The organism is Paenibacillus sp. J45TS6 (assembly GCF_018403285.1).
In the GTDB taxonomy this organism is placed as follows: Bacteria; Bacillota; Bacilli; order Paenibacillales; family Paenibacillaceae; genus Paenibacillus.
This window is the reverse complement of record NZ_BOSJ01000002.1, coordinates 1-15,939: the sequence shown is the minus strand read 5'-3', so window position 1 is coordinate 15,939 and position 15,939 is coordinate 1. Positions and strand designations below refer to the sequence as shown.

Below are 15,939 nucleotides of genomic sequence, written 5' to 3'. Positions count from 1 at the left end.
TGTAATTGGAGGTACATGATGGAAAGAGACAGCGTAGAGTATAGGTACTTATTTTCCATTGTAATGGCAGTTTATAAAGTAGAGGAATATCTTGAAGAAGCGATTGATAGCGTAATTAGTCAGACATTAGATTTTGAGAAACATATCCAACTTATATTAGTCAATGATGGAAGCCCGGATAATAGTGAGTCTATATGTTTGAATTATCAACAAGAGTATCCAAATAACATCGTGTATATACATAAAGAAAACGGAGGAGTAAGCAGTGCTAGGAATGAGGGGTTAAAATATGTGCAAGGGAAGTATGTGAATTTCTTAGATTCTGATGATAAATTTAGTAAAGAAACTCTAAAAAATGTATTCAATTTTTTTGAAAAAAATAATAAAGAAGTTGATGTAGTTTCTATCCCACTTATTTTTTTTGATGCTAAGTCAGGAAATCACATTCTCAATTACAAATATAACTCCAGCAAGGTTGTTGATGTTTTTAGTGAATATAGATTTATTCAGTTACAGATAGGAAGTTCTTTTATCAAGTCTACATATTTTCAAAAAATTAGGTTTAATGAAAATATGAAATATGCAGAAGATGCAGAAGTATTACATAAGATTATACTAGAAAAAGGTACTTTGGGTGTTCTAAAAGAAGGAGTATATTTCTATAGGAGAAGGCCTGATAACTCATCTGCTATTCAGATGAGTGAACATAAAAAAGAATGGTATAATGAGTATTTGAAGAATTTTTCATTGGGGGTCGTAGACTATTCTAAAAGAAAGCTTGGTTTTGTTTCAAAATACACACAATATTTAGTGATGTATGATTTGCAATGGAGATTAAAGTTAGAATCGAGACCAAGTGTCCTCGAAGAACAAGAGTTATATGAGTTTTATGAGTTATTAAGTGCTACCCTTAGTAATATAGAAGATAGTATCATCCTTGAGATGCCAAATATGAATTTATACCTGAAAAATGATGTCTTATTAAAAAAATATAAAGAAAAACCGAGAAAGGTATATTTAAAAGATGACATTAGATTATATATTAATAATAACTATATTAATTCTCTGAAGAATCAAAAGGTGACTTTAGACTTTATTAGCATGGATAATAATATATTAAGTATTGAAGGACACTTTGGCTCATTATTTGATAAAGATGAAGTTAAGATCGAAATTAAAATTAATAACTCATTTTACGAATTAACTAATGTAGATAGAGAAGAAAAAAATCTATATAGTTTAGGAAAGGTAATAAAGACATTTAAAGGTTTTATTAGAACGTTTGATTTGAGGGATTTAGAGGAAACTAACCTTATTAATTTTTATGTTAGTTCTGACCAAAACCATAGAGTTCCGATAGGTTTACACATGGGTAAATTCTCTAATATTAGTAATTTTAGAAATTCTTATTATAGTGCTGGTGATTGGATTTTATTATATAAGAATAATGGTCTGCAATTGAAGAAAAAAAGTAGCCAATTTGATAAATTGAAAACTGAACTCAGTTATCTTTATTCTATCTATTCCTCAAAAGAAATCGGATCAAAAAAAGCTATAATTGCAAGGAATATACATTTCTTGTTTAAGGCTCTTTATAAAAAAGAAATATGGCTCTTTATGGATAGGCAACATAAGGCTGATGATAATGCTGAACATCTCTTTAAGTATAGCCAAACTCAGAAGGACAGAATCAAAAAAATATTTGTGATCAATGAAAATTCAAGTGATTATTCGCGTATGAAGAAGATTGGGAAAGTTATCCCTTTTGGCAGCTATAGACATAAAATTATGGTGTTGATAACAAAAAACATTATCTCTTCTCATGCCGAAGATTGGGTTTTTAATCCGTTTAATAGTATGAGTAAATATTACAGAAATTTAATGAATAGCAACTTTATATTTTTACAGCATGGAATTATGCACAATGATTTATCCAGTTGGTTAAATAAGTATAACAAAAATATAAAACTATTCACTACAACGACTGAAAGAGAATATGAAGCTATTTTAAATGGTAAATATACTTATGATAGAAATGTTGTAAAATTATTAGGTTTGACACGATATGATAATCTATATAACTATGCTAATGACTCTAATAAGTCAAAGAAGCAAATACTGATAAGTCCAACTTGGAGAAATCATTTAGTCACTCATTTAAATCAATCAAATGGAGAAAGAAAATATAGTAAAACTTTTAAACATAGCGAATATTTTAGTATGTATAATAATTTGATTAATGATGCCAGACTTAATGAGATGGCAAATAAACTGGGGTATAGTATTATTTTTTTACCACATCCAAACATTCGACAGCAAATTGAAGATTTTGATATAAACGATAATATACAAATTTCATTTGGGGACGATGGTTATCAAAAATTACTAGTGGAGTCTTCATTATTAGTAACAGATTTTTCTTCATTAGCATTTGATTTTGCATATCTCAGGAAGCCGGTCATTTATTTTCAATTTGATGAAAATCATATAGCACCTGATTATTTCAGTTATGAGCAGGATGGATTTGGACCAGTTTTTAATACTTATGAAGAAACAGTGAATTCTATTATAGAACATATGAAAAACAATTGTAATCTAGACATGACGTATTTAGATCGGATTAATCAATTTTATACATTTAATGATAATCAGAATTGTAAAAGGGTGTATGAAGAGATTAAGAAATTATAAAGTTTTGGAGGTACCCTATGAAAGGTATCATTCTAGCAGGCGGGACAGGATCCCGCCTTTTTCCTTTAACCAAAGTAACCAATAAGCATCTGCTCCCCGTCGGTAAATACCCTATGATATTTCACTCAGTTTATAAACTTAAAAAAGCTGGGCTTACCGACATTCTCATCGTCACAGGCAAAGAACACATGGGAGATGTGGTCAACCTGCTCGGTAGCGGCAGAGAAATGGGAGTCACATTTACATATAAAGTACAAGATGAAGCTGGAGGAATAGCCCAAGCTCTTGATCTCGCTGAACATTTTGTAGGTGAAGATCAAATGGTAGTTATTTTAGGTGATAACGTATTCGAAGACGATATCACCCCGTACGTTGAAAACTTTCGCCAGCAAGGTGAAGGTGCAAAAATATTGCTTCAAGAAGTATCTGATCCCCATCGTTTTGGAGTTGCCGAACTTAAAAAAAATCGTATTGTATCCATAGAAGAGAAGCCGATAAAGCCAAAAAGTAATTATGCAGTAACGGGGATATATATGTTTGATCATCGCGTGTTTAATATTGTGAAAACTTTAAAACCTTCTGCACGGGGCGAATTGGAAATCACAGACGTCAACAATGCATATATTGAGTTAGGAGAATTAAGCTTTGATGTACTTCAAGGCTGGTGGACTGATGCAGGTACGCACGCCTCTTTGGCAAGAGCCAACGAACTGGCAAAGGATTTGTTGTTTAGTGAAGACTTCGGTAAGCTGAAAATCTAAAAAAGGAGAGAAAAAGCATGAACATCACTCCTTTAGCACTAGAAGGAGCTTGTCTTATTGAACCAAAAGTCCATGGGGACAACCGAGGTTTTTTTATGGAGAGCTACAATGAAGATATTTTTCAGCAGAGCGGAATTAATTATAAATTTATCCAAGATAACCAATCGCTCTCTGCAGAGCCGGGAGTTATACGTGGATTACACTATCAATTAAATCCAAAAGCGCAAACTAAACTCGTGCGTGTCATATCGGGTGCTATTTATGATGTTATCTTAGATATTCGCACTAACTCATCCACTTTCGGACAGTGGGTAGGAGTCATTCTTAGTGAGCATAACAAACGTCAGCTGCTTGTCCCTAAGGGCTTCGCACACGGATTCTGTACTCTAGTTCCCAATACACAAGTTCTCTATAAAGTAGATGAATATTATTCACCGGAAAACGACAGAGGGATACTGTGGAATGACCTTGCACTGAATATTGATTGGCCAACAAGTCAGCCTATTCTTTCAGATAAAGATCAAAAACACCCAATATTAGCTAATGCTGAGTATAACTTTGAGTAGGAGGCCAATATGAAATTACTCGTCACCGGGGGAGCCGGATTCATCGGAAGCAACTTTGTTCTCTTCATGCTGCAACAGCATCCTGACTATGAAATTATCAACGTCGATGCACTCACTTACGCAGGAAATCTCGAGAACTTAAAATCCATTGAACACAACCCTAAACACACCTTCGTTAAGGTAGATATTACAGATGCACAAGCGATAGAACAACTGATGCAACAAGATATAGATGTGGTTGTGAATTTCGCAGCAGAATCACACGTAGATCGTAGTATCCTGGAACCGGACGTATTCGTTAAAACAAACGTGCTAGGAACGCAGGTATTACTAGATGCAGCGAAGAAATATAACGTTGGCAAGTTTGTACAGGTTTCGACAGATGAGGTATATGGTTCCCTTGGAGCAACAGGATTATTTACGGAAGAGACACCTCTTGCCCCAAACAGTCCTTATTCTGCGAGTAAAGCAGGTGGAGATTTGCTTGTAAGAGCGTATTACGAGACTTTTGGTCTATCCGTAAACATTACGAGATGCTCTAATAACTATGGTCCTTACCAGTTCCCAGAGAAACTAATTCCTCTTATGATCTCTCACGCCTTATCTGATAAAGCTCTTCCTGTGTATGGAGATGGACTAAACGTCAGAGACTGGCTTTATGTAGAGGACCATTGCAGTGCAATAGACCTGGTTATTCATCAAGGGCGAAATGGAGAAGTATATAACATTGGAGGCAATAATGAACGGACCAATGTACACATTGTTGAGACCATTCTCGCTGAACTTGGTAAACCAAAGTCACTGATTACGTATGTGCAGGATCGACCGGGACATGATCGCAGGTATGGAATAGACCCGACCAAGACGATGCAGGAACTCGGATGGAAACCAAAACACTCGTTTGAAACTGGAATTAAAGAAACAATCCAGTGGTATTTAAAAAATAAGGACTGGTGGACACGAATTCAGTCCGGCGCTTACCAAGAATACTACACCCAACAATATGGGAGCCGTCTGGGGGACGATTAAATGAGAGTACTCGTTACCGGCGCAGCAGGTCAGCTAGGAAAAGACATCGTTTTATTGCTGCAAAATAAGGACTGTAAAGTTCTTGCTTGTGATCGAAACATCTTGGATATTACAGATGAAGAACAGTGTCAGGCGGTTGTTTCTGAATTTATGCCTGATGTAATTATTCATTCAGCTGCTTATACAGCAGTAGATGCCGCTGAGAGTGATGTAGAAGGTGCTTATAAAGTCAATGCAGTAGGAAGTCGTAATTTAGCAGTGGCAGCTGAAAAAATTCAAGCAAAAGTTGTTTATATTAGTACGGATTATGTCTTTAATGGCAAGTCTAAGGAACCTTATCATGAATATGATAATACAGATCCTCAGAGCATCTATGGCAAGTCCAAAAGAGCAGGAGAAATATTAACTCAAACGTTGTCTACCCGCTATTTTATTGTTCGTACTTCTTGGGTATATGGCCTACATGGTAATAATTTTGTGAAGACTATGCTTAAGTTAGGGCAGGAGAAACCACTGCTGCAAGTTGTGAATGATCAAAAAGGTTCACCAACGTATACAGTTGATCTAGCTTCCTTTCTTTTTGAACTTATCCAAACCGATAAATATGGTATTTATCATGCATCCAACAGCGGATCTTGCACATGGTATGAATTCACAAGAGCTATTTTAGAAGATGCTCAAGATACTTTAGGTATTCATGTCACTGCATCTGTGGAGCCATGTGGTACGGAACAGTTTCCTAGACCTGCTCCCCGTCCTCAGAATTCCGTAATGGAACATCTCTCTATTCGAACAAATGGTTTTACTGATTTACCGCCATGGCGAGAGGGCCTAAAGAGCTTTTTAAAGCAATTGCGGGATAGCAGTGTACCAAGTGAGCTTAGCTAAATAAATTAATGATACATCTAATAAGGGCTTCTTTACATTCTCGTTCAACGAAGATGTGAGAAAGCTCTTTTTTATAGGATGATAAATTATAGTTGTTGGGTTAATATGGAATATATGAAAAGTAATATTTATAGAGTGAGGATAATACATTGACACTGAATAGGACAAAAAATGAATTTCTAGCAGAGGAAGATATACATAACATCAAGGTGAGCGTCCATATTGTTACTTATAATAGTCAGGATGATATCCTTATTTGTATAGATCATGTTCTTAAGCAAAGTTACCCAATAGATTCTATTGTTATTGTAGATAATGCTTCTTCTGACTGTACAGTTGAATATCTTAGGCAGTTTTTAGAGCAACGTGGGGAGCAAAAACCTCCAGTAGAACTTATTGAAAATAAAGTGAACGTTGGCTTTGCTCCAGGCCATAATCAGGCTATTGAACAAACGAACAGCGACTACGTCCTTGTTCTTAATCCAGATGTTTCATTAGAACAGAATTATATCTCAGAAATTATTCACTGTATGAGTTCGCATCCTGAGGTAGGTAGTGCTACAGGAATATTAAAACTAAAGGCAGACCCTTCTATCGTGGACACAACGGGATTAATAATGAATAAAGCTTACCGAGCTTTTGACCGAGGGTCGGGTGAACAAGCTTCTAAATGGTCCCAGTCAGGATTTGTGTTTGGTGTTTCGGGAGCAGCTGCGATGTACTCTCGCAAAATGATTCGTAATATTAGTATAAACGGCGAGTTTTTTGACAATGATTTTTTTGCTTATAAAGAGGATGTAGATGTGGCGTGGAGAGCACAAGTAATGGGATGGAAAGCCTATTATGTGGCAGAAGCTGTAGGACTGCACGAACGGGGGTGGAAAAAAGGAGGGCGAGAGAGCATTCCATTATTCATTCGTAAAGCTTCCTATATTAATCGCTATAAAATGATATATAAAAATGAGAGGCTTTCTTCTTTTATTAAAAAAGTACCACATGTATTAGCCTATGAATTCGCAAGTAATTTATATTTCCTATGGAAAGAACCTAAGGTGTTACAAGAGTGGGGTTCTTTTTATAAGAAACGCTCAGAATTAAAAAGAAAACGTGCACAAATTCAAGCAGTTAGGACTAGAGAGTAAAAGTCAGGATATTTTGGGAATTACCAATCAGATTATGCTATAATTGTCGAATGGATTAGTATATTTTGTCAGGAGTTTTTATATGGATCTCAGCATTATTATCGTCAATTATAATACGAAGCGGCTGACACTAGATTGTATCGCCTCCGTCTATGCTTCTAGCACCACCTATAGCTATGAAATCATTTTAGTAGATAACCATTCTTCCGATGCAACCGTTGAAGCCGTAGAACAGCAGTTTCCTAATGTGAATATCATTCGCAATCTCACCAACACAGGGTTTGCAAAAGCGAATAATCAAGGAATGCAGATCGCATCGGGTCGCTACATTTTGCTTCTTAATTCGGATACCATTGTACAGCCAGATACCTTTCAAACAATGCTTCAATACATGGATGAGCATCCTGAGACAGGTGCATCTGGCTGCAAAGTCATTTTACCGGACGGTTCCTTAGATAAGGCTTGCAAGAGAGGTTTTCCAACACCTTCGGCATCGTTCTATTATGCGTTTGGTATTTCGAAGCTTTTCCCGAAAAATCCAAGATTTAACCAATATCAACTGGGCCACCTTGATCCCGATGAGCCGTATCCTGTTGATTGTCTGGTAGGAGCATTTATGCTGGTAAGATCAGAAGTGATTCAGGAGATTGGTAGACTGGATGAGACGTTCTTTATGTACGGCGAAGATATTGACTGGTGTTACCGAATCAAGCAAGCAGGATGGGGCATTTACTATTACCCTTATACATATATTGTTCACTACAAAGGCGGAAGTGCTAAACGCAGACCACGGAAAATTATTTACGAATTCCACCGAGCAATGTGGGTCTTTCACCACAAGCATTACCATAAGCAATATAACTTTTTTACGAACACAGCTGTCTACACGGGAATTGGTCTCAAGTTATCCCTATCTCTGATAAAAAACATGCTCCCAGCTAAACGGGCAGCATCACACCCTAGTACGAACCAAATAAAAGATTCTTCAAGCGAGGTGAAATCATGATTCGCAGAAATCAGCAAATCCTGACACAGCTTTATGTATGTGTTGATTTTCTGATCATCCAATTATCGTTTTTACTCGCATGGTGGCTTAAATTTGAGAGTGGTTGGATTTCATATGAGAACCCGCTTCCTTTAGAGACATATACTTTGTGGAGTCTGGTTTACGGTTTGATCGCTATTGTAACGGGTTTTCTTTTCTCCATATATACACCTAAGCGAAAGAAACGATTCGCCGATGACTTTTGGAAAATCATTGAGATCCACACCGTAAGTATGTTTATACTCCTAAGTTTAATGTTCTTTTTTAAAGAAGTGAATATCTCTCGTTCTTACTTAGCCATTTATATGGTTGGGAACATTATTTTCACACTTACCTATCGGTATGCACTGAAAAGACTCCTGAAGTCTTTACGAAAAAAAGGATATAATCGCCAGTTTGTTCTTATTCTTGGAGCAGGTTCGTTAGGTAAGAGGTTCTACAACAATTTACTGAAGCATGCCGATATAGGATATGAAGTAATTGGTTTTCTAGATGATTACCGTAAATGGGATTATGAAGAATCGAAGCAATATAAACCGATTATGGGCGTTATGAATGAGCTGGAAACGATCCTTGCAAAACAAATGATCGATGAGGTTGTTCTTGCACTTCCGCTGGATGCCCATGACAAGTATCCTCAGATTATTAACACATGTGAAAAAGCCGGAGTACGTACGCTGATTATCCCCGACTTCTTTGACTATTTACCAGCAAGACCAATGTTTGATTATTTTGCAGGGATGCCGCTTATCAATGTAAGGGATATCCCGCTTGATCTTTCCGTTAATCGCCTTGCCAAGCGGATGTTTGATATTGTGTTTTCCCTATTAGCAATCCTTATTACTTCACCAATAATGCTTGTCATCATGTTAGGGGTTAGGTTAACCTCTCCAGGTCCGGTTATTTTCAAACAAGAACGAGTGGGTCTAAACAGGCGCTCTTTCTATATGTACAAATTCCGTTCAATGAAAATATTGCCGGAAGGTACGGTAGACAATGGATGGACAACAAAAAACGATCCAAGACGAACAAAGTTTGGCTCTTTTCTTAGAGCAACCAGTCTTGATGAATTGCCGCAATTTTTTAATGTACTGTTTGGTCACATGAGTGTGGTTGGACCGCGCCCCGAGCGTCCGCACTTTGTAAACCAGTTTAAAGAAGAGATTCCAAAGTACATGATCAAGCACCACGTCAGACCGGGGATTACAGGGCTTGCTCAGAGCCAAGGGCTACGAGGAGATACTTCAATTGAAGATCGGATTGAGCAAGATATTTTCTACATTGAGAATTGGTCTTTATTATTCGATATTAAAATTATTTTTAAAACGATTCGTAATGGTTTCAAAAACGCTTATTAATAGATACAAATTCCTCACTCATGCCTATCTTCTGTAGCTTACCAAGGATTGTATAGGCGAAAATAAGCCCGCTTTTAGATACTCTGTACAAGGATTGTATGTACTAGGTTCTTTTAGGCGGGTTTTCTTATGTTGATTCCTACGTTACACCTAACCATTATCCTAATCCTCGTTTTCTTTATGACATACTGATCTAACCTCAAATTACACCAATCACCTGGAACCCCCAACAATTAACTTTGTTCCCCTAAAATGCGAACATAAATTGACACTCACTTCCCCCTGACTTAGACTTAGCAGTAGAGGTTTTTCGTATGATATAAATCTTGGATTTACTCACCTAATCTTAAGTATAAACATGCAGCATGGAGGAATGAACTGTTGAAGGAAATGATCAAGGATTGGAAGCATATTTTCAAGCTGGACCCGGACCGGGAGATGACAGATGATACGCTCGAAGCCGTATGTATGTCTGGATCGGATGCGATTATGATCGGAGGTTCCTCTGGTATTACCTATGAGAATACGGTCGATTTGCTATCCCGTGTACGCCGGTACGAGCTTCCTTGTGTGCAAGAGGTGTCTGATTTATCCGCGGTGGTGCCAGGCTTCGACCTTTATATGATTCCCATGGTGCTGAATACAGATCATTCACGCTGGATCACGGGACTTCATCAGGCGGCAATTGAAGAGTACGGCTATATGATTCCTTGGGAACTGCTGGTTCCGGAAGGGTATATTGTCCTGAACCCAGACTCTACTGTGGCGAAACTGACTGAAGCACACACGGATCTCGATGAGAGCAGTGTTACCGCCTATGCGCAGGTTGCGGATAAACTGATGAATCTTCCTATTGTTTATGTAGAGTACAGCGGTACATTTGGTGATATGACTACCGTGAAGGAAGCCCATCAAGCGATATCTAGTGCGCAGTTATTTTACGGCGGCGGAATTTGTGATGCGGAGACAGCGAGGGAAGCTGCCCGGGTTTCAGATACGATCGTCGTTGGCAATATTTTATACAGTGATCTGAAGGCTGCGCTCTCTACCGTATCAGCCGTAAAGCCTGTGTAGAGCCGGAATAATGAGTATATTTGTCTAGACTTTACAAGTTGAGTCTGAATACGAGCTAAGGGTACAATGAATACCTCAGGAACTGATTTTGATTATCCGCGAAAATAGATCTTAAGATGATATCTTTATCTATCATCTCTACCTGAATTAAACAACTTGGTCTTTAGGCCAGTCCATCTTGCCCATTTGACTTCACTGATTTCACGGCTGTTTTTGATAGCAGCCGGTGCATAACCATGAACGTCGGTGGGTCATTTCTTTTGACTAGCATGTTCTTCCTTATATCAACACCATATTAATAGAAGAAAGGGGCTTGCATTTATGCAATCCATTGACATACAAGACGCGATCTCGCGCCTTAACCCCCCGCAGCGAGAAGCTGTAGTGACTACCGAAGGACCGCTGCTGATTATGGCCGGAGCAGGAAGTGGGAAGACCCGTGTGCTTACCCACCGGATTGCCTATCTTGTAGCCACCAAGAAGGCAGCACCTTGGAGCATTCTAGCTATTACATTTACGAATAAAGCAGCACGTGAAATGCAGGATCGTGTTTCCAAGCTCGTTGGCGGCTCTCAAGGTCGGGATATCTGGGTTTCCACATTCCACTCCATGTGTGTACGAATTTTGCGCAAAGATATTGATCGCATCGGTTTTACCTCAAATTTCAGCATTTTGGATTCATCGGATCAATTGTCAGTCATTCGTAACTGTATGAAAGACCTGAATATCGATACTAAGAAATTTGAACCCAAAGCCGTTCAGGCTGCAATGAGCGCCGCGAAGAATGAACTAATCACACCGGCACAATATGAAGCACAGATTGGCGATTATTTTGAAGGAATTGTGGCGAAAGTATACACCAAGTACCAACAACGTCTTAGAGCGAACAATTCGCTTGATTTTGACGATTTGATTATGACCACGATTCAGCTTTTTAAAGAAGTACCCGAGGTTCTCGACTTTTACCAGAAGAAATTCCAGTACATCCACGTGGACGAGTATCAGGATACAAACCGTGCGCAGTATATGCTCACCCGTATGCTCGCTGACAAGCATCACCGGATTTGCGTCGTAGGGGATAGTGACCAGTCGATTTACCGCTGGCGCGGTGCAGATATCACGAACATTCTTAACTTTGAAAAAGATTATCCAGAAGCTAGCACCATCATGCTGGAGCAGAACTACCGTTCCACTTCCAATATCCTAGATGCAGCAAATGCTGTGATTAATCTGAATACTGGCCGTAAACCGAAGAAACTTTGGACCGACAAAACAGGTGGCGAGAAGATTAAAGTCTACCGTGCGGATTCCGAACATGATGAAGGTTATTTTGTAGCTTCGGAAATCAGTAAAAATGTGAAGAATGGGAAATCCTATCAAGCTCATGCAATTTTATATCGTACCAATGCTCAGTCCCGGGTAATAGAGGAAATTCTCATTAAGTCCGATATTCCATACCAAATTGTCGGCGGGATTAAGTTCTATGATCGAAAAGAAATTAAGGATATTCTTGCGTACCTCAAACTTCTCTCTAACCCGGACGATGATATCAGCTTGACGCGGATTATTAATGTACCGAAGAGGGGAATCGGTGATACGACGGTAGCGAAGCTTGCTGCTGCAGCAGGAGAACGGGGGATTTCCATTTTCCGTGTGCTTGAGATAGTTGACGATCTTGGCTTTGCAGGCCGTACACGTAATGCATTAGTAGAATTCTATGATATGATTGCTGCCTTGCACCAGATGGTTGAGTATCTTTCGGTTACCGAACTTACAGAGAAAATTCTCGAGATGAGCCAGTATCGCCTTGAGTTCCAGAACGAGAATACACTTGAATCCAAAGCACGTCTCGAAAATATTGATGAGTTCCTGTCTGTAACGATGGAATTTGAGAAAAATAATGAGGACAAGTCCCTTGTCTCTTTCCTTACAGACCTTGCTCTCATCGCGGATATTGACAGCATGAACGATGATGAAGAGGAACAGGCGGATGCGGTTGTTCTGATGACAATGCACAGTGCCAAAGGTCTTGAATTCCCCGTTGTATTTGTCATTGGTATGGAAGAAGGGGTATTCCCGCATAGCAGAGCCTTTATGGACGAAGAGGAACTAGAGGAAGAACGTCGTTTGGCTTATGTAGGGATTACACGTGCAGAGCAGCAGTTATTCTTGAGCTGTGCTCGGATGCGTACTTTATTTGGTCGTACGACAGCTAACCCGCCTTCCCGCTTCCTTGATGAAATTCCGGAGGAACTCAAAGAGGATACCAAGATCGCACGTGACCGCTATCGCCGCGGAACTGGGAACAATACAGGTGGTTCCTACAGCGGCAGAGGGTTTAGCAGCACAGGAACAGGAAGTAACTTTGGGGGCGGAGCACGTAAGGACCTTAGTCTTGGCGGATCAACCGCTTCTGCTGCTTCACGTGTAACAGTTACAACGGGTTCAGGAGGTTCTCAGACATCTGCTGCAGGAGCATCCAAGGATTTTGCGGCAGGCGATAAGGTACAGCATGGTAAGTGGGGAACAGGGACAATCGTCTCCATTAAAGGTACAGGCAATGACACGGAGCTTCAGATTGCATTCCCTGCACCTGTTGGACTCAAACGTTTGCTTGCAGGATTTGCACCTATTACGAAAGTGGAGTCTTGATGTTAGAAAAGGATTTCAATGTTTCTGCAGTACGATGGTGTTCAAATCATGAAATACAGTTAAGGTAAACATAAATATATACGCTTTTATTTTGAATCAAGGCCACAGCCCGCATGAGTGAAAAGGATAGGTTCAAAATTAACATTTTATAAACCTTGTTCCGTTTCATTTTTGCTGGCGGTCTTACATATTAATTCACGGAGGGATTGCCCTGCATGGATCCGATGCATCGTTTAGAAGAGCTCGTAAAAGAGCTGAACCATTATAACTATCACTACTACACGCTCGACAATCCGCTGATCAGCGATAAAGAATATGATGTGCTGTATGATGAGCTTGTTACTCTCGAACAAGAAGGGGGAATCATCCTTCCTGATTCTCCGACTCAGCGTGTGGGCGGGGAGATCCTCAAAGGATTTAAACCTCATAAGCACCTATCTCCTTTGTGGAGTTTAGATAAAGCCCAAAATATAGAACAGCTGCGTAGCTGGAACGGAAGAGTACAGCGTCTGGTGCAGGACTATAATACGAAGAATCCAGACAATCCGCTTCCGACTCCAGAATATGCGATCGAACTTAAATTTGATGGGCTTACGCTTAACCTCACCTATACGGACGGTAAGTTAGTTCAGGCTTCAACACGTGGTAATGGTGTGACAGGAGAAGGAATCTTAGCGCAAGTTAAGACGATCAAATCCGTTCCACTAACCATTCCTTATACAGACGGCACGATAGAAGTTCAAGGCGAAGGTATTATGAACTTATCGGTGCTGAGTAAATATAACGAAACAGCAGCTGAACCGCTCAAAAATGCCCGAAATGCGGCAGCAGGTGCCCTGCGCAATCTTAATCCTAAAGTAACTTCAGAACGCAAACTAAGCGCCTTCTTTTATAATGTTGGATACTCGGATGAGATCCGTTTCTCCAGCCATGAAGAGATGATGCAATTTCTTAGAGATAATCATTTTAAAGTAAACCCGTATATCAGCTATTTCACTGAATTTGATGATGTGATGGAGCGTCTAGCCGAAATTCAGGAAAACAGAGATAAGCTGGATTATCTGATTGACGGAGCTGTCATTAAGCTGACGAATATGCGGATGCGTGAAGTTTTAGGTTATACGGATAAGTTCCCTAGATGGGCAGTTGCCTATAAATTTGAGGCGGAAGAGACGACAACAGTTCTTAAAGCTGTAGGCTGGAATGTCGGTCGAACGGGAAAAGTCACTCCGCTTGCCCGCGTTGAACCTGTTGAACTTGCAGGGGTAACCGTTTCGAACTGTACACTTAACAATGTGGGGGATATTGAGCGGAAGAACCTGAAGTATGCACTCGGTACCCGTGTCTTTATCCGCAGATCAAATGATGTCATTCCTGAGATTCTTGGAAAAGTTACGGATGAAGCAGACGGAGAAGAAATCGTGTACCCGGTAGAATGCCCAGCCTGCGGATATCCGCTTGAAGAGCGGGGGGCACATCTATTTTGTAATAACAAATCGAACTGTAAGCCGCAGATTGTCGCTCGTATCTCTCATTTTGCTTCACGGGACGCCATGGATATTGAGACGTTTAGTGATAAAACGGCAATTCAACTTTATGACGAGGTGGGACTAAAAGAACCTGCAGATCTATACTCTCTCACTTATGATGATATCATTGGACTCTCTCGCTTTGGGGAGAAAAAGGCAAACAACCTGCTTCAAGCCATTGAAGACAGCAAGGGCAGAGATCTGGCTTCTTTCCTCTATGCACTTGGAATACCGAACACAGGGAAATCGACAACTAGAATGCTGGCAGAGCATTACCGTGATCTTCATCGTATTATGGATGCTTCTGTAGAAGAGCTTGTAGAACTCCCTGATGTTGGGCAGATTGTTGCAGAGAGTATCGTGACTTTCTTCCAGGATCCTTTCGTTAGAGCAAGTATAGAAAAAATGCTGTCGCTTGGCGTAGAAGCCAAAGCACCGGAAGAACCACAAGTAGTCGTCACCGATTCCTTCTTCAGCGGTAAAACAGTCGTTCTCACAGGTACGCTTCATAAACTGACACGTGATGAGGCTACAGAACGGCTTGAAGCACTTGGGGCCAAAGTAACGGGAAGTGTATCTAAGAAAACGGATCTCGTGATTGCGGGTGAAAAAGCAGGCAGTAAGCTTGCTAAAGCTCAACAGCTGGGGATTGATACAATTGAAGATGAAGATGAGCTTATTAGACTGCTTCAGTTATAGGTAAAGTAACAGAAGAACAGGAGTCGTATTTTATTAGATACGGCTCCTGTTTTAGTTATATATAAGTACTTATTAAGTAAGGTGTTAAGATAGGAATTTAACTTTTAAATTTTTTTAGAAAAAAGACTTGTCAAAATTATTTTAACATGATATATTATTTCTTGTCGCTCCGAGCGATACTGTTACGAGGTCGAGAAGTTAACTGAGTAACAAGTTAAAACAAAATGTCGAAAAAAGTAGTTGACAACGAAATGTTCGACATGTTATGATGAATATCCAGTTGCGAATAAACGACTGGAACAACAAGTTCTTTGAAAACTGAACAAATGGATGATGAACGTCTTTCTTAATAGAAGGACGATAAACTAAAAGAGAACTTTAAGTTCTCGTCAGCATTTTCTAAATGAGCTTATCGCTCTTTTCAATAACTTTATTGGAGAGTTTGATCCTGGCTCAGGACGAACGCTGGCGGCGTGCCTAATACATGCAAGTCGAGCGGAGTCGA

Annotated in this window: 11 protein-coding genes and 1 rRNA gene; all 12 read left to right on the top strand. The window is 39.6% G+C overall.

Annotated features, from left to right (window positions below):
* The first annotated feature begins 18 nt into the window (after positions 1–18).
* A complete protein-coding gene (locus KJS58_RS02840) occupies positions 19–2,691 on the top strand; it encodes a bifunctional glycosyltransferase/CDP-glycerol:glycerophosphate glycerophosphotransferase (protein ID WP_213530306.1) in 2,673 nt (890 codons plus the stop codon).
* Positions 2,692–2,708: 17 nt separating this feature from the next.
* Positions 2,709–3,452 (top strand): sugar phosphate nucleotidyltransferase, encoded by a 744-nt coding sequence (locus KJS58_RS02835; RefSeq protein WP_213530304.1) that lies wholly within the window; start codon positions 2,709–2,711, stop codon positions 3,450–3,452.
* A 17-nt stretch (positions 3,453–3,469) separates the two neighbouring features.
* Positions 3,470–4,018, top strand: coding sequence for a dTDP-4-dehydrorhamnose 3,5-epimerase (gene rfbC, locus KJS58_RS02830; protein ID WP_213530302.1), 549 nt, complete (start codon positions 3,470–3,472; stop codon positions 4,016–4,018).
* Positions 4,019–4,027: 9 nt separating this feature from the next.
* Positions 4,028–5,047, top strand: coding sequence for a dTDP-glucose 4,6-dehydratase (rfbB, locus tag KJS58_RS02825; protein ID WP_213530300.1), 1,020 nt, complete (start codon positions 4,028–4,030; stop codon positions 5,045–5,047).
* Positions 5,048–5,935 (top strand): dTDP-4-dehydrorhamnose reductase, encoded by an 888-nt coding sequence (gene rfbD, locus KJS58_RS02820; RefSeq protein ID WP_213530298.1) that lies wholly within the window; start codon positions 5,048–5,050, stop codon positions 5,933–5,935.
* Between the two features lie 209 nt (positions 5,936–6,144).
* Complete coding sequence (locus KJS58_RS02815) at positions 6,145–7,077, top strand: glycosyltransferase family 2 protein (protein ID WP_306433049.1); 933 nt, start codon at positions 6,145–6,147, stop codon at positions 7,075–7,077.
* A gap of 82 nt (positions 7,078–7,159) precedes the next feature.
* The gene (locus KJS58_RS02810; protein WP_213530296.1) at positions 7,160–8,083 is read left to right on the top strand and encodes a glycosyltransferase family 2 protein; all 924 of its coding nucleotides are present in this window, start codon (positions 7,160–7,162) and stop codon (positions 8,081–8,083) included.
* Positions 8,080–9,480, top strand: a complete 1,401-nt coding sequence (locus KJS58_RS02805) for an undecaprenyl-phosphate glucose phosphotransferase (protein ID WP_213530294.1) — start codon at positions 8,080–8,082, stop codon at positions 9,478–9,480. Before KJS58_RS02810 ends, KJS58_RS02805 begins: the two co-directional genes overlap by 4 nt.
* 381 nt (positions 9,481–9,861) lie before the next feature.
* Complete coding sequence (gene pcrB, locus KJS58_RS02800; RefSeq protein ID WP_213530292.1) at positions 9,862–10,554, top strand: heptaprenylglyceryl phosphate synthase; 693 nt, start codon at positions 9,862–9,864, stop codon at positions 10,552–10,554.
* A 321-nt stretch (positions 10,555–10,875) separates the two neighbouring features.
* A complete protein-coding gene (gene pcrA, locus KJS58_RS02795) occupies positions 10,876–13,206 on the top strand; it encodes a DNA helicase PcrA (protein WP_213530290.1) in 2,331 nt (776 codons plus the stop codon).
* A gap of 215 nt (positions 13,207–13,421) precedes the next feature.
* Positions 13,422–15,434, top strand: coding sequence for an NAD-dependent DNA ligase LigA (gene ligA, locus KJS58_RS02790; RefSeq protein WP_213530289.1), 2,013 nt, complete (start codon positions 13,422–13,424; stop codon positions 15,432–15,434).
* Between the two features lie 430 nt (positions 15,435–15,864).
* Positions 15,865–15,939 (top strand): 16S ribosomal RNA (locus tag KJS58_RS02785); the annotation flags it as partial.

Coding starts and splice junctions, on each gene's coding strand:
- KJS58_RS02835 (WP_213530304.1), top strand. CDS start 2,709: ATGAAAGGTATCATTCTAGCAGGCGGGACAGGATCCCGCCTTTTTCCT.
- ligA (WP_213530289.1), top strand. CDS start 13,422: ATGGATCCGATGCATCGTTTAGAAGAGCTCGTAAAAGAGCTGAACCAT.
- rfbB (WP_213530300.1), top strand. CDS start 4,028: ATGAAATTACTCGTCACCGGGGGAGCCGGATTCATCGGAAGCAACTTT.
- rfbC (WP_213530302.1), top strand. CDS start 3,470: ATGAACATCACTCCTTTAGCACTAGAAGGAGCTTGTCTTATTGAACCA.
- KJS58_RS02840 (WP_213530306.1), top strand. CDS start 19: ATGGAAAGAGACAGCGTAGAGTATAGGTACTTATTTTCCATTGTAATG.
- pcrA (WP_213530290.1), top strand. CDS start 10,876: ATGCAATCCATTGACATACAAGACGCGATCTCGCGCCTTAACCCCCCG.
- rfbD (WP_213530298.1), top strand. CDS start 5,048: ATGAGAGTACTCGTTACCGGCGCAGCAGGTCAGCTAGGAAAAGACATC.
- KJS58_RS02810 (WP_213530296.1), top strand. CDS start 7,160: ATGGATCTCAGCATTATTATCGTCAATTATAATACGAAGCGGCTGACA.
- KJS58_RS02805 (WP_213530294.1), top strand. CDS start 8,080: ATGATTCGCAGAAATCAGCAAATCCTGACACAGCTTTATGTATGTGTT.